This window comes from Psychroserpens sp. NJDZ02 (assembly GCF_004843725.1).
GTDB lineage: Bacteria > Bacteroidota > Bacteroidia > Flavobacteriales > Flavobacteriaceae > Olleya.
The window spans coordinates 1892457-1916002 of the sequence record NZ_CP039451.1 but is presented as its reverse complement, the minus strand read 5'-3'; the positions used below and the strand labels follow the sequence as shown (position 1 = coordinate 1916002).

Here is a 23546-nt window from a genome sequence, read left to right as displayed (position 1 = left end):
CACTTAGACAATTACTTAGTGCTATAATTTATTTAAGGACCAATGCTAAACTTAGGCTTATTTTTCTATTTTAGTCACGTTGATATCCCCGTTAATTGTATGGCAACTTATATTGTATTTACCATACTTAAACTGTTTGTTTTGTATTGTTCCAGTTTTAGAAAATGCTTCTACTTTAGCGTTATTAGTTTGAATAGCAATATTTCCATCAATCGTATTTACAGTGGCATCTCCCAAAAAATCCTTTAAATTGCAATTCCCTTGATGTAACTCGATAAAAACAGAATGATACGCTCCAATAACCTTCACCGATGCTATATCACTTTTAATATCCAAAGCCATCCGTTTTGGAACAGTTAATTCGTATTCTACAGAAAGTACTTTATGTGCACTTAATTTATCATTATCATCTTTAAATAAAGGTTGGAATGATGCTGAAATGGACAGGGTTTCATTAGAAAAACTATCAAGAATCACCACATGTTTTGCGTATTCGCCTTCAATTTTCACTTTTAATTCTACCGTATTAGAACGTGTATTTGAAACCTTAATTTTAAACACATTTTGTCCTGCAATCGCTACTGTCTTTATCCCGTTAGCCTCCCACGTTTTTTCCGTCCCTATTTGGGCAAAAAAAACCTGAGTGATTAAAACAAATACAACAGTGAATTTAAATTTCAATATAACGATGTATTACAAATACAAAACGCTTCAATTTAAAATGAAGCGCTTTGGGTTATTCTATTTTGACATTACTATAATGTAATAGTGTCGATTTTAAAACTTCTCTTTTAGTAGAAATTTATTTTTGCATATTTTTTGCTTCGATACTTAACGTTGCGTGAGGCACTAACTCTAATCGCTTAGGATTAATCAATTTCCCTGTGACACGACACACACCATACGTTTTACTTTCAATTCTAATTAAAGCATTTTTAAGGTCACGAATAAACTTTTCTTGTCTAATAGCAAGTTCCGAGTTAGACTCTTTACTCATTGTTTCACTACCTTCATCAAACGCCTTAAAGGTTGGAGACGTATCGTCTGTACCGTTATTATGATCGTTCATATAAGCACTTTTAATTAACTTTAAATCGTGCTTAGCTTTTTCTATTTTATCAAGAATTAACACTTTAAATCGTGCTAATTCTTTATCTGAATGCCTTACGTTTATATCTGATGCCATAATTTTAGTTTTTTTGAATAAATAGTTTAGTACTTATATCATCAAAAGCAATATCTATACCACTATCTAATTGATTAATAATTTTAAGATCGTCCGTTAAGGTTTCAGCCTTAATGTAATCTAAATTAGCTTTAACTGCTTGCACAATGTTTACATCTTCTTGAAGTTGTACAGAAATCCTATCTGTTACTTCAAATCCTGAATCTTTACGCAAGTTTTGAATACGGTTTACTAACTCTCTAGCAATACCTTCTTCTTTTAATTCTGGCGATATTGTAACGTCTAGAGCAACTGTAATATTGCCTTCGTTAGCTACTAACCAGCCTTCAATATCTTGTGATGTAATCTCTACATCACCACGTTGTAATGTAATACTTTTTCCATTACACTCGACATCGATCTCTCCTTTTTGTTCAATAACTTTAATATCGTCTGCAGTCATTTTAGTAATGATTCCAGCAATGGTTTTCATATCTTTTCCAAAACGTGGTCCTAACGCTTTAAAATTAGGCTTAATCTGCTTAACTAATATGTCTGAAGCATCTTCTAAAATCTCTATTTGCTTGATATTAACTTCATGCTTGATCAAGTTTGCAACCGCTAAAATCTCTTCTTTCTGTTGTTCTGAATCTACAGGAATCATGATTTTTTGTAATGGTTGACGCACTTTTATTTTTTCTTTAGCTCTTAATGATAAGACTAAAGACGAAATAGTTTGCGCATTTTCCATTTTACGCTCTAAAGATTTATCTATAAAACTTGGATCAAATTTTGGAAATTCAGCCAAATGTACACTCTCAAACGCTTCCGTTTGTGTTGTTTTTGTTAAATCGATGTAAAGCTTATCCATAAAAAACGGAGCAATTGGTGCACCTAATTTTGCTATGGTTAATAAACACGTATATAATGTCTGGTAAGCAGAAATTTTATCTGTTTGGTAATCTCCTTTCCAGAAACGTCTTCTACTTAAACGCACAAACCAGTTACTAACATAGTCCTGTGTAAAATCGGAAATAGCTCGTGCTGCTTTTGTTGGTTCGTATTCCGCATAATACGCATCCACTTTTTGGATAAGTGTATGTAACTCTGATAAAATCCAACGGTCTAATTCTGGTCTATCTGCCAATGGAATTTCCGCTTCAGTGTAACTAAACTTATCTAAATTGGTATATAAACTGAAGAATGAATACGTGTTATATAATGTTCCGAAAAACTTACGCTTTACTTCTTCAATACCGTCTAAATCAAATTTTAAGTTATCCCATGGATTTGCATTAGAAATCATATACCAACGTGTTGCATCCGCACCATAAGTATCCAAAGTTGTAAATGGATCTGTTGCATTACCTAAACGTTTGGACATTTTCTGTCCGTTTTTATCCAACACTAATCCGTTAGATACGACATTTTTATAGGCAACCGAATCAAATACCATTGTTGCAATAGCATGCAATGTATAAAACCAACCTCTAGTTTGATCTACACCTTCTGCTATAAAATCTGCAGGAAAGGCTTCGTTATTATCAATTTTCTCTTTGTTTTCAAATGGGTAATGCCATTGCGCATAAGGCATTGAGCCTGAATCAAACCAAACGTCAATTAAGTCGCTTTCGCGTTGCATTGGTTGCCCACTTGGAGACACTAATACAATACCATCTACAATATTTTTATGTAGATCTAACTTTGCATAATTTTCTTCAGAATTGTTTCCAACCTCAAAATCTTCAAAGATATCTTTAGCTAAAACACCCGCGGATACTGCTTTTTGCATTTCGGCTTTAAGCTCTTCCACAGATCCAATACAGATTTCTTCCTTACCATCTTCTGTTCTCCAGATTGGCAATGGAATCCCCCAATAACGTGATCTAGATAAATTCCAATCGTTTGCATTAGCTAACCAATTACCAAAACGTCCTGTACCAGTAGATTTTGGCTTCCAGTTAATGGTATTATTATTAGCTACCATTTTTTCTTTAACATCAGTCACTTTAATAAACCAAGAGTCTAATGGATAGTATAAGATTGGTTTATCTGTACGCCAGCAATGTGGGTAACTGTGCTTATATTTTTCAACCTTAAAGGCTTTATTTTCTTCTTTTAATTTGATTGCTAATTCAACGTCTATTGAGCGCTCTGGAGCTTCGCCATCATTATAATATTCATTCTTAACATATTTACCACCAAACTCTCCCATTTCTGGTCTAAAACGCCCTTGTAAATCGACAAGAGGCACTAAGTTTTCATTATCGTCTTTAACCAATAATGGCGGTATTTCTGGAGAAGCTAGTTTCGCAACTAAAGCATCATCTGCTCCAAATGTTGGCGCTGTATGTACGATACCTGTACCATCTTCAGTCGTTACAAAATCTCCAGCAATAACTCTAAAAGCATCTTGTGGATTGTCATTTGGTAATGCATATTGTAATAGTTGTTCGTATTTAATACCAACAAGGTCATTTCCTATAAATTCTTTTACAATAAAATACGGTATAACTTTATCACCACCATTATATTCTGAAAGGTCCGCTTTAGCTTCTACTTGATTGAATAATTTTCCTGCAAATTGTTTTCCAACTAAAGCCTTAGCCATAATCACATTAATAGGCAAAAAGGTATATTGGTTAAAAGTTTGCACCAAAACATAATCTATTTTTGGTCCAACCGTTAATGCCGTATTACTTGGCAATGTCCAAGGTGTTGTTGTCCATGCTGTAAAATGGATATCGCCTTCGTTTTGTAAAAAATCTGGTAATGTACTTTCAACAGCTTTAAACTGAGCAACAATAGTTGTATCTGTTACATCTTGATATGCTCCAGGTTGATTAACCTCGTGAGAGCTTAATCCTGTTCCTGCTTTTGGAGAATATGGTTGAATAGTATACCCTTTATACATTAACTTTTTAGAGTAAATCTCTTTTAAAAGCCACCAAACGGTTTCCATATACTTAGGCTCATAAGTAATATACGGATCGTCCATATCTACCCAATACCCCATTTTTTGAGTCAGGTTATTCCAAACATCTGTGTATCGCATGACTGCTTTACGACAAGCCGCATTATAATCTTCTACAGAAATAGTTTTACCAATATCTTCTTTAGTAATCCCTAGTTCTTTTTCCACACCCAATTCAATAGGTAAACCATGCGTATCCCAACCAGCTTTACGCTTAACTTGAAACCCTTTCATGGTTTTATATCTTGGAAAAATATCTTTTATAGCACGTGCTAAAACATGATGAACACCAGGCAAACCGTTAGCTGAAGGTGGTCCTTCAAAAAACACGTAAGGCTCTGCGTTTTCACGAGTCGTTACACTTTTTTCAAATATATTATTGTCTTGCCAATACTTAAGAATTTCTTCTGCGACGTTTGGTAAGTTAAGGCCTTTATATTCAGGGAATCCTGTGCTCATTTTTTCTAATTTCGTTATAGAGTTGCGAAATTAAGGAATTCTGTTTAAAACTCTGATTTTTGAGCATAAAAAAAGCGCCACTACAAATTGTAATGGCGCTTTAGGATTAATCCTTTTTTATTTTAAGATTATCTTTTTTTCTAAAGTTTGATTATTTTCCATCGTAATACTAACCACATACAACCCTGTACTTAAGTTTGTCAAGCTTAAGCCATTTTCTAATTGTTGATTAGTAACTGAAGCAGTACTGTAAACTTGTTGCCCTAATGTATTATAAAGCTTCAATCCTTTAGCATTAGTTTTTAATCCTTTTACAAATAACAACTCTTGATTATCAATATAAAAAACTGAAACGTTTTTAATTTCGGCCTCAAAATCATCAGTACTTAAAGTTTCTGCAGATTGAAACACGACATCAAATCTATCAGCAAAAACACCTGCTTCTGAAGCAAAACTATACGCTTCCTCTGAAGTTAAATCGTAATAAATATTATTAAAATTATCTCTTAAAAACACCTCTTGATCTGCAGGAAAATCAACAAATTGCGTCGCTTGAATACTGTACATACCGTTACCATCTGCCTCAAAATTTAAATCCACAACCTTGTCTGCTGCAATATCTGCATAAGACTGAATAACCATTGCCTGATCATCTAAAGTCATTGTCAAATCGTTTGGATAGGTCTGAAATGCCTTAGCGTCATATCCATAATCAAAGCCATCATTTGTAGCAGTATTGAATCCCATAACGATTTCTCGACCTAAATTACTTGCGGTAGTCAATTGTAACCTGATTTTCTTTATTGGATTATCATCTGTAGCACTTGCAATTTCACTTACATCTTGAGCTTGTCTAAAAAACACAGACCCTCCTAAAGCTTCTGTTTTAAATATTCTTTGCGCATTATTAAATACAATGTTTCCATCATTTTCAATTTCTACTACAAAACCTTGAGCAACAGAAACGAAAGGCTTAGGCGTTTTCACCCCTACTATTACTCCTGTATCATCACCATTTAACCCAACAAATTGATAAGCTCTAGTACCATCCAAAATATTTCTAATAGCATAACCTCCTTGATACTGATTTAAAACATGTGAATCACCACCCGTTTGTTCCCAAAAATAAAGTGCACCACCACCTCCTAAAACAGAACTATTATCAAGTATAAAAGCTTCGACATCTAAAGCTGAAGGATAAGGATTACCCACTAACGACGTTGTTCTTGTTGTACCTCCAACGGATCCTGAACCTCCAATATCTGTAGCAGGAAGAACAAGTGTTCCATTATTTGGTTTCCCTTCGAAAATATACTGAAAATCCGTAGTACCAATACCTGTTCCCTTATGAATATAACCATGCCCTGAAAGAATATCATAATTAGCATTAATATTTACCCAATCGTAATAAGACACTCCACTTTGATAAATATAGGTCCAATACGTACTTATTTTACCTAATTCGTCATAACCCGTTGTAAACTCCATAGGCGTAAAAGCATTATCCTTAAGCATACTTAAATTAAAAGGAGAGTTACTAGTATTAGACACACTATTATTATCAGAAATAAGTGTTACCTGCGTTTTACCAACTGGCGACCCCCAATAATTATATCTATATTTATTAGCCATCCCTTCTTGGCGTCTATAAACTTTACCATCCGTATCCGTTACTAAATCACTTTGATCTGATTGCAATAACTGAGAATCGTCAGACAAATCGATGGTTCCGTTAAGCTCTAAATACCATGTGTTATCAATATAATTATCATTATTAACCGTAAACGTTTGAGCATCTTTTATCAACAACCCTAAATTTTTGTGAGACGCTACTGTAGATATATTATTATCTAATTTAACAATACTCCAATCTTTATTATTAGCTACAACATCAATATCCCAAACATCTCCATGTTCCCAATTGGAAACACTAGTCCAAGCTCCATCTTGAATTGTTTTATATGGCAATGGTGCTGTTTGAAAATATATATTTTTAATATTATACAATTTAGCTCCCGTTACCTGGTCGATTGCAGGAGTTACCTTATTATCTGTAATATCACCTTTATAACCATCCATTTTATAGTAGCGTATAAGATTTGCTCCAATAGAATTTCCTGAGATGTCTTTAGGAATTATCTTACCTTGATTAAAACTTTGATTTTCGTCTAACTCTTGATATACGGTCCTTTGGACTTCTTCTTCTGTTAAACTAATATCAAACACTCTAACCTCATCAATTTCTCCATGAAAATAACCTGAGTCTATATTAGCTAGTCTCCCTATACTAAAGCTAGATGTATCATTAGACAAACCTCCGGTTCCGGATGGACTACCTTGCGCTTCTCCATTTACATATAAAATAGTTTCAGCCCCATTTGTTGTTACTGAAAGATGTGTCCAAATAGTATCAACTACCACATCGGTGGACGTTAGTACTACACTACCATTTAAAACCACTGACACTGAATTATCTGCAGTATTAACAACCAAATAAAAATTAGCCTGTCCTGCAACAACTCTATTTGTGCCTAAAGTATTATCTCCTTCAGATTTTATCCATGCCATAAGTGTCGCATTTCCGTTTGACAGCACATTAGCATCCTCTACATAATCATTACGTCCATCAAAGAACAAACTATAAGAATCCTCTAAGTCTCTAGGAGATCCGTATACTGAATTATCCGAATCAAATGCATCTAATATCCCATCGTGATCTGCGTCTAAATTTCCATCAATAACGCCATCATTATTCGCATCTAATGAATTATAGATTGTATTATCGATATCACTTCCATTAGATACATCATTACTAGCATCGTCACTATCTATATCTAAATAATCAGGTATTCCATCCCCGTCAGTATCTAAAGGATACTCATAACCGTTAGTACCAAGACCATGGTCATCCCCATCAGCATCATCATCATTATTATCTATTAATGCCAGAACACCATCTCCGTCAAATGTATCATTATTTATTCCCGTACTTGCATCTGTACCGTCTCCTAAACCATCTCCATCTATATCTATATCTCCATTACCATCATTTTCTAATGCATCAAAAACAGAATCATTATCAGAATCTAGATCCACATAATCTGGAGTACCATCATTATCGGAATCTAAAGCAGTTGCTGTTTCATATATATCACTCATCCCATTGCCATCAGTATCTGCTCCTGGTCCAAGCAAAGCGACACCGTTTCTATCTACATCAATATCCGCTCCTAATAAAGGAGGCCCAAATTCGTAAATATTAGGAATACCATCGTTATCATTATCTAAATCAAAAACATCTGCAACACCATCATTATCTAAATCACACAAGGATTGCGTAACAAGAATATCATCTAAGGCTAAATCATTTCCTAACCCTCCTGGTGAATTATTAATAAATTGAATAACAAATTCTGATTCTGATAAAATAACCCAAGTACTGTATTCTTTCCAAATAGAATCTACACAATTATTCCCTGAAGCACATCGCGTGATGTCTCCTGTATCAAACGAAGCTAGCTCGGTTGTATAATCCGAAGATAAAAACCTAACTGTTATATTTGGATTTATCCTTGGAGTTTCTCCTCCTGGAAATCTATTATCGGCATTATCGATATTAATAGCCCAAAAACTATAGGCTAATGGCACATCAGGTAATATTCCTGAAATTAAAGTTTCATAAAAAATACCTGGATCTGTGGCAGCATTAAATATTGCCATTCTACCATTGGTATCTCCTGGAGTATGATCTTCTCCTTTATACCATGCAAAGTTTGCAAAATCGGCTATATTTTCGCCATTAGGCGTAACAGCATTATTAGCCGCGTCTCCGTTTGTAACAGAGTAATGCACTACATATTCACCATCATTTAAATTTACATTTGCATCACACTCTTCTGATGCTTGACCAGCAACTCCATCTTCATAGCAATATGACGTTGTCACACCATCCGTGTTACCATTAATTGCTGCTCTAGTTAATCCGGCTCCAAAATGTTCATTTAAAAATTCTGTTTCCACAATAGATGCTCCAGAATACAACAAACACTGTAACTGCTCTTCACTATCGGAAATACCGTCATTATCATCATCAATATCTACATTATTAGAAACGCCATCACCATCCGTATCTGGATACAACTCATCCCCTTCACCTATTATGGTATACGTAAATGGGTTTTCATCTGGATCATCACTATCAATAACAACAACTGCTGTTATATTACTAGCAATAGCACTCGGATCAAAACTTATAGAGAATGTCTCAGTACCTCCTGGTGGAATTACTGTACCTGCAGTAGGTTGTGACGAAATAGAAAAATCTACACTTGACCCCAACTGTAAAGACACTGGCAGAAGCCCCAAAACTAATGGTTCTGATCCACTATTAAAAATTGTAAAAACTCTTGTTTTAGCCCCTCCATTAATATCGTAAATTCCAAAATCTGTGAAACTAGAAAAAGTTGTTTCTGTTTGACCATTTATAATCTCAGTATTATTACCTGATACGGTAATATCTTGGGGCGCAAGTGGATCTAAAGAAATCTTAATTTTATAATCCTCAAAGTCTATCGCATTACCAGAAACCTCTCCACAAGGATCAGCTGGAGAAGTAAAATGTTGAATACCGATACGCATAGTCGTTACCCCCGAAACTGCAGTTGTCGGAACTGTAAAAGATCGCGCCACATACGGAAAAGTTGCATTAGACTCTTCTCCACCTCCTGTTCCTCCAGAACGATACACTCGTTCTCCTTCATCAAAAACATTATCCTGATTAAAATCGATATAAGCAACCCAACCTGAGCGATGATTTGCAGCATTTAAAGCTGTATTCCCATCTACCAAAATAGAAATGTCATATGTTTCTCCATAGTACAAATCAGCAGCTGGTAAATAGGTGTAATCAAAATATCCTCCTTCATTCCCTGAATCATTATCAATACTTACAGTCTCTCCAGGTAATGTAACATTTGTTATAAAACGATCCCCAAAAGAACCATTTGTATTTGCTACTGGAGTACAATAAGCACCTGAGCTTAATGTTATAAAGTTTTCCGTATCAGAGTATCCTGATTCTGCAACACCACAAGCACTTGCAACAGCCACATCGTATTCTGTTAAAGCATCCAAACCTGTAAGGTTTACAGAATTAGTTACAGAGTTTACGGTAGTCCAAGTTACGCTTCCGGTTTCTCTATATCTTATTACATAAGTTTCTTCACCTAAAAAATCATCCCACGAAATTGTTGCACCAGATTGTGTTATTCCAGACACCACTATACTGGCAGGAGGCACCAACCCTTCTATGATTACATTTTGTATTGCTGTTGCAGACTCTCCTGCTCCGTCGTCGTACAACCAAGTAATTGTACCACTAGATGTAAATGTATCATCACCTGTTCCAGAAGTAGAACTAGCAAAAGTAGGAGTAATTAAATTACAACTATAAATTAAATCCGCTGGTGGCAACACAGTATAATTACAATACGCGTTAACATCAGGAAGGACAGGAGCTACTAGACTTCCAGAATAAGCATTTACTGTCACTACAGCGTTACATGTATCAGTCTGACCCTCGTCATCTGTAACCGTTAAAATTACTGTATTATCCCCAAGATCTGTACAATCAAAAGTGTCTATATCTATTGCGTAAGCTAATGTAAATGCTGAAAAATCATCAGTAGATCCATTATCTACATCTGTCGCTACAATTGTTGCATTCCCATTACTATCTAATTCTATTGCTATGTTTTTACAATTTGCTGTTGGCGGTAAAGATGTTGGTACGATATGCGTTAAAAGAGCATCATCTATATAAACATACTCATTACCATTTTGATTATCAGCATTTAATTCAATATCAAACCTAAAACTTAATGAACCATTTGGTATCGCCAAAACATAAACATTAGCAGCACCTGTACCATTATTTATGGAAGAGCCAAAATCAACCTCTCCATTACCACCCTGAATTAAAGTAACTCTTGTAGGAACGCCATCGATATAATAGACCAAATCCATTGTATCATTAACGCCTAAAGCATTGTTAGAAGCATACCCAATTGAAAACTCGACATTTATTAAACCTGTGATATCTATTTGATCAAATAACACCTTATCTACAAACGTATGATAATCTCTAATTTCTAAACTTCTAGTAGGACTTATAAATTTAGAAGAACTATAAATGACTGCCCCATTATCTGTATCAACTGTGAAATTCCAGTTATCCCCTCCATTTGAGAGGCCTTGATTACCATCAGTTATCTCGACATAATTAGTAGAAATAAACTCGTTCTTGACGATAGTCGTCTGAGAAAATACTTGAAAAGTAAATAAAAACGAAAAGACACATATTAAATGTCTACAAAATTCAGGGCAATTTCTCATAAATAACATAAGGTTTTAAGTCGTAATTAACTAAAATACAAAGCATTAATGAACGCAAAAGTAATTTAAAAAATAATAGTAAAGAAACATTTTTCCGATTAAAAGCGAAAAACACCGCTCAACAACATATTCTAGGTTTTTAAATTAAACCTTCATCTTTTAGTAAATTATTACTGTTTTTTTTTAAAATCTTGAGGGAAGACCAACATACATACGACAAATATCGGTATTAGGTTTTTTAAAAAAAATTTAAATCGACGGAACGCAATAAAGCTACGACGGATGACGTTTTAGCTAATACAGAATGAATAAAAGTTAATATCAAGGCTTTTACCGCCCATAATACAGGAATTAATTAATAATCAAATCTACCAAATCTTCAATTTTTGAGATCAATTGAATTTTGATTGCTGTATCCTTCAAAGATATCTTATTGTATTTAGATACAAATATAGTAGAAAAACCTAATTTTTCAGCCTCAAGAATACGTTGCTCCACACGCTGTACTGGACGGATTTCGCCGGACAAACCAACCTCTGCAGCAAAACAATAATTAGCAAGCAACGCTTCGTCTTCATTTGAAGATAATATAGCAGCAACCACAGCCAAATCTATTGCGGGATCATCTACATTAATGCCTCCTGTTATATTTAAAAACACATCTTTTGCTCCCAATCTAAAACCGGCACGTTTTTCTAGAACAGCCAACAACATGTTTAAACGTTTTGCATTAAAACCAGTTGCACTACGTTGTGGTGTTCCATAAACAGCAGTACTAACTAAAGCTTGCACCTCTATCATCAAAGGTCTTACCCCTTCCAAAGTAGCAGCAATAGCATTACCAGATAATTCTTCGTCTTTTTTAGAGATTAAAATCTCACTTGGATTAGAGACTTCTCTTAATCCAGAACCTTGCATTTCATAAATACCTAATTCATGTGTAGACCCAAAACGATTTTTCTGTGCACGCAAAATTCTAAAAACATGATTCCTATCACCTTCAAAATGAAGCACCGTATCTACCATATGTTCCAATATTTTAGGCCCAGCAATGTTTCCATCTTTGGTAATATGTCCAATTAAAATCACTGGAGTATTGGTTTCCTTAGCAAATTTAATTAACTCTGTAGTACACTCTTTAACCTGGCTAATACTTCCGCTTGACGATTCTATATAGTCCGAATGTAATGTTTGAATGGAATCAATAATAACAATATCAGGCTCTAACGCTTCAATTTGTTTAAAAATATTTTGCGTTTTTGTTTCTGTAAGAATATAACAACTATCGTTATTTGGATTGATACGTTCTGCACGCATTTTTATCTGCTTCTGACTTTCTTCACCAGACACATACAACGTCTTATAAGGTAACTTTAACGAAATCTGAAGCAGCAAAGTACTTTTACCTATTCCAGGCTCTCCTCCTAACAACGTCAAAGATCCAGGCACAATCCCACCCCCTAAAACACGATTAAACTCTCCATCTAAAGTATCTAACCTAGCCTCTTTAGAAGAATCAATCTCTTTAATCCGTAAAGGTTTAGACACCCTTTTAGAACTATTACTAGGTGTTTTCCATTCGCTTTTTTCAGGCTTTTGCACAACCTCTTCAACAATAGTATTCCACTCTTTACAAGCATTACACTGACCTTGCCATTTTGCATATTGCGTCCCGCAATTTTGACAAAAAAAAGTTGTTTTTACTTTTGCCATATATTAATATCCAAAGTCTGCTTTAATTTGCTCTGCTAATTCTAAAACTTGATCTTTTGTAACACCCGCAATTTCAGCTAAAACATAAGCCGATTGATACGTTTTCATAGCTTTTTTAGGAGAGCCTGTTTCCTCATAAAAACGTCCTAAATAATAATTTCCAAGTAGTGTTTCTGGATATTCTTTTCTAGCTAATTTACCTAAGTCTTCAAAATAATCCCAGTTTTCATTCTTTTTAATAGCCGCTTCAATTGCTTTAAAATCATTAATTAAAATTGGTTTTTGGATCCCAAATAAATCATCAATCATTTGATATTTTTCAACTAAGTAATCCACCGGGTTACCTTCTAATTTTAAAATAGTTTCTTTATATTCTTTTTTACTAATTGGTTGAAAAACAAGAAATATACTTTCTAATGCTTTTGGAATAGCATGCGCAGGTAATGTATAATGTGATGGCCCTTCAAAAGTATCAAAAGTTTTAAGTACATTATTGTTACCTATAGCTTTCAGGCTTTTAGACAAAGCTTCTGTTTGTTCCTGAATCCCACTAGCATCATTTGTTGTTGTCGCTAAATAATAAAATGTTTTTTGCTCTAACCTAGACATAACCTCGGTTAAATACTTTGGCATATCTGGGGCTAACTCCGGGCTTAAAACAATATAAGATTGAAATAATGGAATCCCTTTTAATAAATAATAATTTATAAAGTTTGCTGACATACCATGTCCAACTGCCACCTTAAAATTTTCTGTACGAAAGGTTTTGTTTATAAACGGAACTAATTCCATACTTATAAATTCGAAAAACTCAGCTCCCGTCTCTACTGGTAACGAGTTTTGTTCGCTATAATAACAATCATTTTCACGCAACCCATATTGATTGATACCAATTACAATTGCTTCCGGAATATCTTCCCAATAGGCATAATAATCAACATTACCAGCTACAGGTTCAAACAAATAATCTGCATCAAAGACATAAATAACTGGGTATTTTTTATCAGAAGTGTCATAGTTTCTAGGTAACTGAATTTTTATCTGCCTAGTTTCTCCTAATTTTTCAGAATTAAGCTCTTTGTATATCGTTTGAGCAGATAGGTTTGACATAAAAAATAAGCCAACAAATATAAAAAGGACATGTTTCATAAAAAAGGTGATTATTAAATTTGGGTGTAAGTTACAAATTATTTGTTTCGGTTGAAAAACGGAAGATATAATAACGAAATTCCGCCACAAATAAAAATCAATATTGTACTAGAACTCCACATGATCCATCCAAATGCACGACTTGAATCTTCAGGAAGACTAAATAAAGAAAAAGCTATAACAATGGCTTCGGGATAAGATCCAATGCCGCCATTAGTTGCAGCGACACTAAACGTCGCTAAAATAAAACCAATTAGGATTGCCCCTAAAGGAATGTCATTTAAATCGGAAAAAGCTAAACTTGTGACATAAAACATTAGCAAATACATGATCCAAATAAACAGGGTATGAAATATAAAAGCCCACTTTTTTTTCATTTTAAAAATACTAAGTGCACCTTCTACCAAACCATTAACAAAGTCTTTGATTTTTATCGCAATTTTAGAACTACTCCTTTTTATTAAAAATATAAAAAGCAAACCTAAAAGAGACAACACTAAACCTCCCATAATAATTTTTGTAACATTAAATCTCTCGGATAAGAAGCTATATATAAAATCAAACTGCATAAATAACGTTATTCCTATAATAACTAGCATGACTATCATATCAGCTATACGCTCTGCGACTATAGTACCAAATCCTTTTTCAAATGGCACGCCTTCATAATTTGTTAAAATGGATGCTCTAGCAACTTCCCCTGCTCTTGGAATAGTATAATTTATTAAATAAGTCGCAAAAACAGCCATAATACTATTACCCAACCTAATTTTATAGCCTAAAGGTTCTAGCATAAAAACCCACCGATAAGCTCTTGACAAATGACTAAGTAAACCAAAAAAGACTCCTAACAAAATATAACTATAATCTGCGTTTTTAGCAAAACTTATTATACCAGCAAAAGATAATTTTGAGAGAGAATACCAAATTAAAAAAGCTCCCAATAAAATTGGGAGCATGATTTTTAATAATTTTACAATTGGTCTTTTAGACATTTACTTTAACAAGTTATTGGCTTCATTTGGAAACACCAATGATGGCTTAAAAACTTTAGCTTCTTCAATATCCATAAAAGCATAAGTGATTAATATCAAAATATCGTCTTTAGCAACTAATCTTGAAGCTGCACCATTTAAGGTGATTTCTCCACTTTGTCTTGGCCCAGGAATTGCATAAGTCTCTAATCGCGCACCATTGTTATTATTTACAATTTGCACTTTTTCGCCTTGAACAATATTTGCAGCATCCATTAAATCCTCATCAATAGTTATACTACCGATATAATTTAGGTCTGCACCTGTCACTTTTACTCTGTGAATTTTTGATTTTACTACTTGTATTTGCATAGGTACAAAGGTAATTAATTTAGAGCGATATTATCTATTAATCTTATATCGTCAGCATAAACGGCAATAAACGCTCTATAATTTCTGTTTTTATTTTTTCGTATGACTGTTTTTAATGTGTCAACATCTGCTATTATAAAATATTCTAACTTCAATAAATCATGTTTTGCAAATTGTTTCTCAACCCATTTAGTAACTACAGTAGCACTTTTTGTGCCAAACTTTTTTTGAGCAGTCTGTAAGGTTTTATAAATAAAAGGTGCTGACAAACTGTACTCCGGCTTTAAACGTACATTCCTAGAACTCATAGCTAAACCACTAGTTTCTCTATGTATTTTACAGCCAACAACAATTACAGGTAATTGGTGTTTCTCAACTAACTTCTTAATAATTGCTAATTGCTGAAAATCTTTCTCCCCAAAATACGCATTATCTGGTTTTATTATTTCGAATAATCGTTTAACTATAGTCCCAACGCCATCAAAATGGCCTTTTCTAAAACGCCCTTCCATTTCAAACTCTAAACCATCAAAACTAAACGATTGAGATTTAATATCACCTTCATAAATATCATCTACACTTGGAGCATAAATGACAATATTTTCAGAAAATGTTTCTAGCAGTTTAATATCAGCTTCCAACGTTCTGGGATACTTATCCAAATCTGCTACGTTATCAAACTGTGTAGGATTAACAAAGATGCTAACTACCATGACATTATTACTCAACAACCCTTCCTTTATTAAAGACAGATGACCTTCATGCAAAGCACCCATTGTCGGCACAAAACCTATTTTATTTCCCTCCCTTTTTAAAGAAGAAATATAGGTGTCAATTTTGTTTTTATTAGTAAATACAAGCATTTTTAATATTTAATTAACTAGTGCAAACTTAATATATTAGTAGCAATCTGCATAAATTTTCGTACTTTTGCGTGTTTTTATTGATAATTCTGAAAAGCTAAACAATATTATGAAAGATAAGAGGATATTATATGTGTCATCTGAAGTGGTGCCTTATTTACCAGAAACAGAGATTTCTTCAATGTCATTTGAAACCCCGAGAATGGTTAACCAACAAGGCGGACAAATAAGAATTTTCATGCCAAAATATGGTAATATCAATGAGAGAAGACATCAGTTACATGAAGTTATTCGTTTATCTGGAATTAATCTAATTGTAAATGATTTAGATATGCCTTTAATTATAAAGGTTGCCTCTATACCAAAAGAACGTATTCAAGTTTATTTTATTGATAATGACGAATACTTTAAAAGAAAAGCGACGTTAACCGACGAAGATGGAAATCTTTTTGAAGACAATGACGAGCGTGCCATTTTCTTTGCCAAAGGTGTTATTGAAACTGTAAAAAAACTAAACTGGTCTCCAGACATAATACATGTACACGGTTGGTTAGCCTCCTTACTTCCATTATATCTAAAACAATTTTATAAAGACGAACCTTTATTCAGCGAAAGCAAAATAGTAACATCTATTTACAAAAGTGGGTTTGAAAAAACACTTAATCCAGATTTAATCAAAAAAATTCAATTTGATAAAATCGAAGATGATAAAATTAAAACATTAGCAGATCCAACCTACAATAATTTAATGAAGGTTGCTATAGATAGTTCTGACGCACTAATAGTCGGATCAGAAGACTTGCCTGAAGAGTTAACGAAATATCTTAAAAACTCTAAAAAACCTGTTTTAGACTATCATGCCAAAGATGAATTTAGCGAAGCATACACTAATTTTTATACAACTAGCGTTCTAGACTAACGCAACACTACTATATTTAAGATATATCTATGAAAACATACTTATTAAAAGTCGTCAAACCTTTATTCTTATTGATGATTCTAGTTTTTACTGCAATTGCTTGTGAAAAAGACTTTGTAAATTTAGAAAGCGATATTACAGGTGCTCAAAATTTTGCTACAAACAGCAAACTATTCCCTCTTGTATCCTACAACAAAAAACTAGACCCTGTACAAACCAGTTCTTTAACAACTAATGTTCTTGGCTTATACAACGACCCTAATTACGGTTTGACATCAGCTAGCTTAGTATCGCAAATTGCTCCAGATGATCTAGACCCTAACTTTGGAGAAAATCTCAACATCTTATCTGTAAAATTATATATCCCTTATTATTCTACGATAGAAGACACTGACGATGACGGCAATACGACTTACACTTTAGATTCTTTATTTGGTAATGCGGCTAGTAGCTACAAGTTATCTATTTTTAAAAACGATTATTACCTACGTGATTTAGATCCTGGATCAGATTTTAGTGCATCGCAAGCCTATTATTCAAATGCCTATTCTAGCTTAAACTTAACCACCTATGAAGGAGAAATGTTATATCAAAGTGATGATATAAATGGGTTCACACCAAGTGCACAGTATGTTGCCATCCAGGAAATCCCTTTAGACGAAACCGAAATAGAAGATTTAGAAGATAATCGCTCACCTGGCCTTTACTTAGACCTTACTGCTGAAGAGTTTGGATTAGCCCAATGGAAAGAATTATTAGTTCAATCTGATGGTACAGTAAACCCTAACTTAACTAATAGCGCCGATTTTAAAAATGCTTTTAGGGGTTTAATTTTTAAAGCAGAACAATTATCTGGAAATGAAGGCAATATGATATATCTAAACATAGGCACTAGCGCAAAAATAGATGTTAGATATGAAACAGATGTAGACGACACGACTACGGGAGAACGAGAAAGAGACACCTATACGTTTAATCTTAATAGTATTAAATTTAATACTTTTGAAAAAATCACATCCCCTATTACCTTAACGGATGGAGATGCAAACAACGGAGATGACCAACTTTTTATTTCAGGGTTTCAGGGATCAATGGCCGTTATAGACCTTTTTAAAGGAAACATCTTAGATGACAATAACATCACTCAGGATGCTCTAGAATACTTTAAAGACAAAGAAGATAAATGGTTAATTAATGAAGCTAATCTAAATTTCTATGTCGACTTACCTACAGGTCAAGGTGGCGCTACGGAACCGGATAGAATAATAGTCTACGATCTAAAAAATGAGATCCCTATAGTGGATTACTTTTTTGATGGAACATCAAACACAACAGATCCTCTTAATTCGAAAATAATTTATTCTCCAAAATTAGAAAGAGATGCTGATGAGAATGGAGTTAAATATAAAATCAGACTAACAGAACACCTTAATAGCATACTATTAAACGACTCTACAAACGTCCAATTAGGTCTATATGTTTCAACTAATGTTAACTACATAGATACATCAAAAATACTAGACGCAGTAGACGACGACACTGTTCGTTTTATACCAAAAAGTTCTGTAATAGCTCCAGAAGGAACAATTTTACATGGAAGCAAATCTAGTGTTCCAGAAAACGTTAGAGCTACTTTCGAAATTTTTTACACAGAATCTCAAAATTAAAAAAAGACAAACAATATGTGCGGAATTGTTGGATATATAGGGAAAAGAGAAGCCTATTCGATTGTAATGGAAGGCCTACAACGCTTAGAGTACAGAGGATATGATAGTGCAGGTATAGCACTATATGACGGCTCTGATATAAAACTTTGTAAAACAAAAGGAAAAGTTGCAGACTTAGCAGAACGTGTTAAAAATGAAATAACCACCAAAGGAAATATAGGTATAGGTCATACAAGATGGGCAACTCATGGTGTACCAAATGACGTAAATTCTCATCCTCATTATTCAAATTCTGGTGATTTAGTAATCATACATAATGGTATTATAGAAAATTATGCCTCTATAAAAACAGAACTTATAAAAAGAGGGTACACTTTTAAGTCAGAGACAGATACTGAAGTATTAGTCAATCTTATTGAAGAAGTTAAGAAAAAACAAAACGTAAAATTAGGAAAAGCTGTTCAACTCGCTTTAAACGAAGTTGTTGGCGCATATGCCATAGCTGTTTTTGATAAAAACAAACCTAATGAAATTGTAGTCGCTAAACTAGGGAGTCCATTAGCAATAGGAATTGGTGAAGACGAATTTTTTATTGCAAGTGATGCCTCACCTTTTATAGAATACACAAAAAATGCTATTTATCTTGAAGATGAAGAAATGGCTATTATCCGAAGAGATAAAAAAATAAAAATCAGAAAAATTAAAGATGACTCTGTAGTAGCGCCAGCTATGCAAGAGCTTAAATTTAATCTTGAGCAGATAGAAAAAGGGGGCTACGAACATTTCATGTTAAAAGAAATACATGAGCAACCCAATGCTATAAAAGACACATACAGAGGTCGTTTACTTGCTAAGGAAGGCATTATTAGAATGGCTGGAATAGATGATAATATCGATAAATTTTTAAATGCCAATCGCATTATTATAGTAGCTTGCGGTACATCTTGGCATGCTGGATTAGTAGCAGAATACATCTTTGAAGATCTTGCTAGAATTCCTGTAGAAGTAGAATACGCATCTGAATTTAGATATCGTAATCCTGTAATTACAGAAAAAGATGTTGTCATTGCCATATCACAGTCTGGTGAGACAGCTGACACCCTTGCTGCCATAAAATTAGCAAAATCTAAAGGTGCATTTGTTTTTGGTGTTTGTAATGTGGTAGGATCAACAATTGCTCGAGAAACGAATGCAGGTGCATACACCCATGCCGGTCCGGAAATCGGGGTAGCTTCTACAAAAGCATTCACGACCCAAATTACGGTCTTAACCTTAATTGCTTTAAAACTAGCAAAAGCTAATGGTAGTATGTCAACTTCAATATTCCATAGTCATTTGCAAGAGTTAGAGCTAATTCCTGAAAAAGTAAAAGAAGCTTTAAAAGCAGACGAACACATTAAAAAGGTAGCGGAAATTTATAAAGATGCCAAAAATTGCTTGTATTTAGGAAGAGGATATAATTTTCCTGTAGCACTAGAAGGTGCTTTAAAACTTAAAGAGATATCATACATCCATGCAGAAGGCTATCCCGCTGCGGAGATGAAACATGGACCAATAGCTCTTATTGACGAGCAGATGCCTGTTTTTGTTATAGCAACAAAAAAAGGACATTATGAAAAAGTGGTAAGCAACATACAAGAAATTAAATCGCGATCAGGTAAAATAATTGGTATTGTCACGAAAGGAGATGAAGACGTAAAAAAAGTGGCCGATCACGTTATTGAAGTTCCTGAGACTATAGAATCTTTAACCCCTCTACTAACAACTATTCCTCTTCAATTATTATCGTACCATATTGCTGTAATGCTTGATAGAAATGTTGATCAACCAAGAAATTTAGCAAAATCAGTAACTGTGGAATAGCCAACAACTATTACACCTATTAGACGCTTCAAAACTTATAATTACTCATTAAAGTAATCAGTTTTTTGAGAATAATGAGCTTTAAAGCGTCTTTTTTTTACAAATACCTATTATGCACGCATAATTTTTTATCTCTTTTTATTAAACTTTAGTTAAAAAACGTATATTGTCGTTCTAAATTAACTAAAACTAAAAAATGAGAACAATCCTTTCAATTGCATTATTGTTATTTTGTGGACTATCTTTTTCGCAAACAACAATAACAGGAACAGTGGTAGACGACATAAGTCAACAGCCTATTCCAAGCGCTAATGTTGTAATAGCTGGTACATCTATAGGAACTGCTACAGATTTTGATGGAGCTTTCACTTTAAGCACAGATCAAAACCCACCCTTTACAATCCAAGTTAGTAGTGTCGGCTTTTCTAGCAAGGACATAGAAGTAACCTCTAAAAATCAAAAATTTACTGTAGTCCTTAACGAAGGTACTGCTTTAGATGAAGTCGTTATTTCTGCCTCTAGAACGCCAGAACGTATCTTTGAATCACCAGTAACCGTTGAACGTTTTGGACTTAAAGAGATTAAAAACACTGCTTCTGCCGATTTTTACGACGGATTAGAAAACTTAAAAGGTGTTGATGTCAATACAAATAGTTTAACATTTAAATCTGTAAACACACGTGGTTTTGCTTCATTTGCTAACACTCGTTTTATGCAATTAGTTGATGGTATGGATAACTCAACACCTGCTCTAAATTTCCCTATCGGAAACTTAGTAGGTATGACAGAAACAGATGTTTTAAGTGTAGAATTACTACCGGGAGCATCCTCTGCTCTTTATGGTGCAAATGCCTTTAATGGTATTTTATTTATGAGAAGTAAAAATCCATTTGAACACGAAGGAGTAAGTGTAGCTCTAAAAAGAGGAATTACCTCTCAAGAGGCTGCAGGAGATAATCCGTATACCGATTTAAGTTTAAGAATGGCACATAAATTTAGCAACAAATTTGCTGCTAAAATCAATTTTGGATATTTAAAAGGTACGGACTGGCAAGCTACTAGTGAAGTTGATAAAATTGATCCTACTAGAACACGGTCAAACACAAACTATGACGGTATAAATATCTACGGAGACGAGGTCTCTACTAACATTAGAGCCGCTTCTGGTTTAGGTATAATACCTGATGTTGTTGTTAGTAGAACAGGATATAACGAAAGTGATTTAACAAACTACAATGCTGAAAGCATTAAAGCTGATTGGGGTTTATATTTCCGTCCAATTGAAGGTAATAGTTTAGAATTATCTTATGTTGGTAAAGTAGGAACTGGTACAACAATCTACCAAGGGACTAATAGATATAACATTGATGGTTTTTTTCAACAACAACATAAATTAGAAATTAAAAATGATAATTTCTTCGCACGTGTTTATGAAGTTTCTGACAAAGCTGGAGATTCGTATGATATGGTCTTTACAGGTATTAACATTAATAGATCTTGGAAAAGTGATGAAAATTGGTTTCAAGACTATATCGAAGCCTACGCGCAAGTGGAACTATCGGGGAACCCAGGAGGTTTAACAGATCAACAAAAACATGCACATGCTAGAAATGTCGCAGAGGAATTCTATGACATTAATCCAACTACTGGACAACCTATTCTTGATGTTAATGGTAACCCAATTGAATCGGATGGTATTATTAAATATAAACCTGGTACTCCAGAATACGACGCTGCTTTCAACAGAATAATAAAAGACCCTGATTTAGCTACGGGATCACAATTCCGAGATGCCTCAAAATACTTACATAGTGACGCTAACTATAATTTAAGTCATTTAATTGATTTTGCAGACATCCAAGTTGGAGGGTCTTACAGAAAATACAAATTAAATTCTGGAGGAAGTATTTATACTGACAGCAATGGACCAATTGAATATTCTGAGTTTGGTGTCTATTCTCAAATTCAAAAAGATATAGCTATTAATGAAGAGATGGAATTAAAAATAACGGCATCTGGTCGTTATGACAAATCAGAATTATTTGATGGCTTTGTTTCTCCAAGATTATCCGCAGCCTTAACTTTAAACAGAAACCACAATGTTAGAGCATCTATTCAAACAGGCTTTAGAAATCCAACGACTCAAGATTTATTTATTGGATTAGACACAGGTAGAGCAATTTTAGTTGGTTCTGCCCCTGATAATTTAGATCGTTATTCAGGAGATTACGATATTAGCTTGGCAGGACAAACTACATATGGTCAACCAACAACTGTTACTCAAACCGCAGCTGCCGCCTATAATAACTCTTACTCTGCAGGCTCTGTAACTGATTTTGCAGCTTCTGGTGACCCTACACTTTTAACAATAGCTAATCCAGAAATTATAAAACCAGAACAAGTAACTTCAATTGAAGTTGGTTATAGAGGTAAATACGAAAGTATAATTGTTGACTTAAGTGCTTACTATAATAAATACGAAGACTTTATATCTTCAGAGGTAGTAGTAGCACCTTTATATGGTACAGTTGGTGATGGCGGGTTATCTGTTGCAGCTTTAGCAAACGGAGATTTCCAAGCTTATAGCGCTTACACAAATTCTGACATCGATGTAAACTCTTACGGCGCTTCTATTGGTTTATCAACCAAAGTATTTGGTGGTTTCGACTTAGGAGGAAGTTATACTTTTACAAAACAAGATTTTGACAGAGCTGCTAATCCTGACTTCATGACTAGTTTTAACACTCCTGAACATAAATTTAAAGCCTCTTTTGGGCACACAGAAGTATTTGAAAATTTCGGTTTTAATGTCGCTTACAGATTTAGTGATGACTATTTTTGGGAAGCTACATTTGGTAGTGGTATAATACCAGAGTTTCATGTAGTAGATGCACAAATCAATTACAAGGTACCTAGCCTAAAATCAGTAATAAAAGTAGGAGCTACTAACCTTACGGGGAAAGAGTACTTCTCAGCCTTTGGAACTGGGTTTATAGGATCTATGTATTACGCATCATTAACAATTAACAACTAAT

At 34.0% G+C, this 23546-nt stretch carries 13 protein-coding genes; 4 read left to right on the top strand and 9 right to left on the bottom strand.

What is annotated here, in order from left to right:
• Positions 1-57: 57 nt before the first annotated feature.
• From E9099_RS08330 to panC, 9 genes are all read right to left on the bottom strand, one after another.
• Positions 58-681 (bottom strand): hypothetical protein, encoded by a 624-nt coding sequence (locus tag E9099_RS08330; RefSeq protein WP_136583197.1) that lies wholly within the window; start codon positions 679-681, stop codon positions 58-60.
• Between the two features lie 121 nt (positions 682-802).
• Positions 803-1186, bottom strand: coding sequence for a TraR/DksA family transcriptional regulator (locus E9099_RS08325; protein WP_136583196.1), 384 nt, complete (start codon positions 1184-1186; stop codon positions 803-805).
• 4 nt (positions 1187-1190) lie between these two features.
• On the bottom strand, positions 1191-4598 hold the full coding sequence (gene ileS / locus E9099_RS08320) for an isoleucine--tRNA ligase (protein WP_136583195.1): 3408 nt from the start codon (positions 4596-4598) through the stop codon (positions 1191-1193).
• 117 nt (positions 4599-4715) lie between these two features.
• Entirely contained in the window at positions 4716-10991 is a 6276-nt protein-coding gene (locus E9099_RS08315; RefSeq protein ID WP_168800729.1) for a LamG-like jellyroll fold domain-containing protein, read from the bottom strand.
• A 351-nt stretch (positions 10992-11342) separates the two neighbouring features.
• Positions 11343-12704, bottom strand: a complete 1362-nt coding sequence (gene radA / locus E9099_RS08310; protein ID WP_136583193.1) for a DNA repair protein RadA — start codon at positions 12702-12704, stop codon at positions 11343-11345.
• A 3-nt stretch (positions 12705-12707) separates the two neighbouring features.
• A complete protein-coding gene (locus E9099_RS08305; protein WP_136583192.1) occupies positions 12708-13853 on the bottom strand; it encodes an alpha/beta hydrolase in 1146 nt (381 codons plus the stop codon).
• A 38-nt stretch (positions 13854-13891) separates the two neighbouring features.
• Positions 13892-14848 (bottom strand): YbhN family protein, encoded by a 957-nt coding sequence (locus E9099_RS08300; RefSeq protein ID WP_136583191.1) that lies wholly within the window; start codon positions 14846-14848, stop codon positions 13892-13894.
• The gene (panD, locus tag E9099_RS08295; RefSeq protein WP_136583190.1) at positions 14849-15199 is read right to left on the bottom strand and encodes an aspartate 1-decarboxylase; all 351 of its coding nucleotides are present in this window, start codon (positions 15197-15199) and stop codon (positions 14849-14851) included.
• 14 nt (positions 15200-15213) lie between these two features.
• Positions 15214-16062 carry a pantoate--beta-alanine ligase gene (gene panC / locus E9099_RS08290; protein WP_136583189.1) on the bottom strand — a complete coding sequence of 283 codons (849 nt, stop codon included), beginning with the start codon at positions 16060-16062 and terminating at the stop codon, positions 15214-15216.
• A 109-nt stretch (positions 16063-16171) separates the two neighbouring features.
• Between panC and E9099_RS08285 the strand changes: the two genes are divergently transcribed.
• From E9099_RS08285 to E9099_RS08270, 4 genes are all read left to right on the top strand, one after another.
• Entirely contained in the window at positions 16172-16981 is an 810-nt protein-coding gene (locus tag E9099_RS08285) for a glycogen/starch synthase (RefSeq protein ID WP_136583188.1), read from the top strand.
• Between the two features lie 29 nt (positions 16982-17010).
• Positions 17011-18648 carry a DUF4270 domain-containing protein gene (locus tag E9099_RS08280; protein WP_136583187.1) on the top strand — a complete coding sequence of 546 codons (1638 nt, stop codon included), beginning with the start codon at positions 17011-17013 and terminating at the stop codon, positions 18646-18648.
• A 15-nt stretch (positions 18649-18663) separates the two neighbouring features.
• Positions 18664-20511, top strand: coding sequence for a glutamine--fructose-6-phosphate transaminase (isomerizing) (gene glmS, locus E9099_RS08275; protein WP_136583186.1), 1848 nt, complete (start codon positions 18664-18666; stop codon positions 20509-20511).
• A gap of 196 nt (positions 20512-20707) precedes the next feature.
• Positions 20708-23545, top strand: a complete 2838-nt coding sequence (locus E9099_RS08270) for a TonB-dependent receptor (RefSeq protein WP_136583185.1) — start codon at positions 20708-20710, stop codon at positions 23543-23545.
• Position 23546 lies beyond the last annotated feature (1 nt).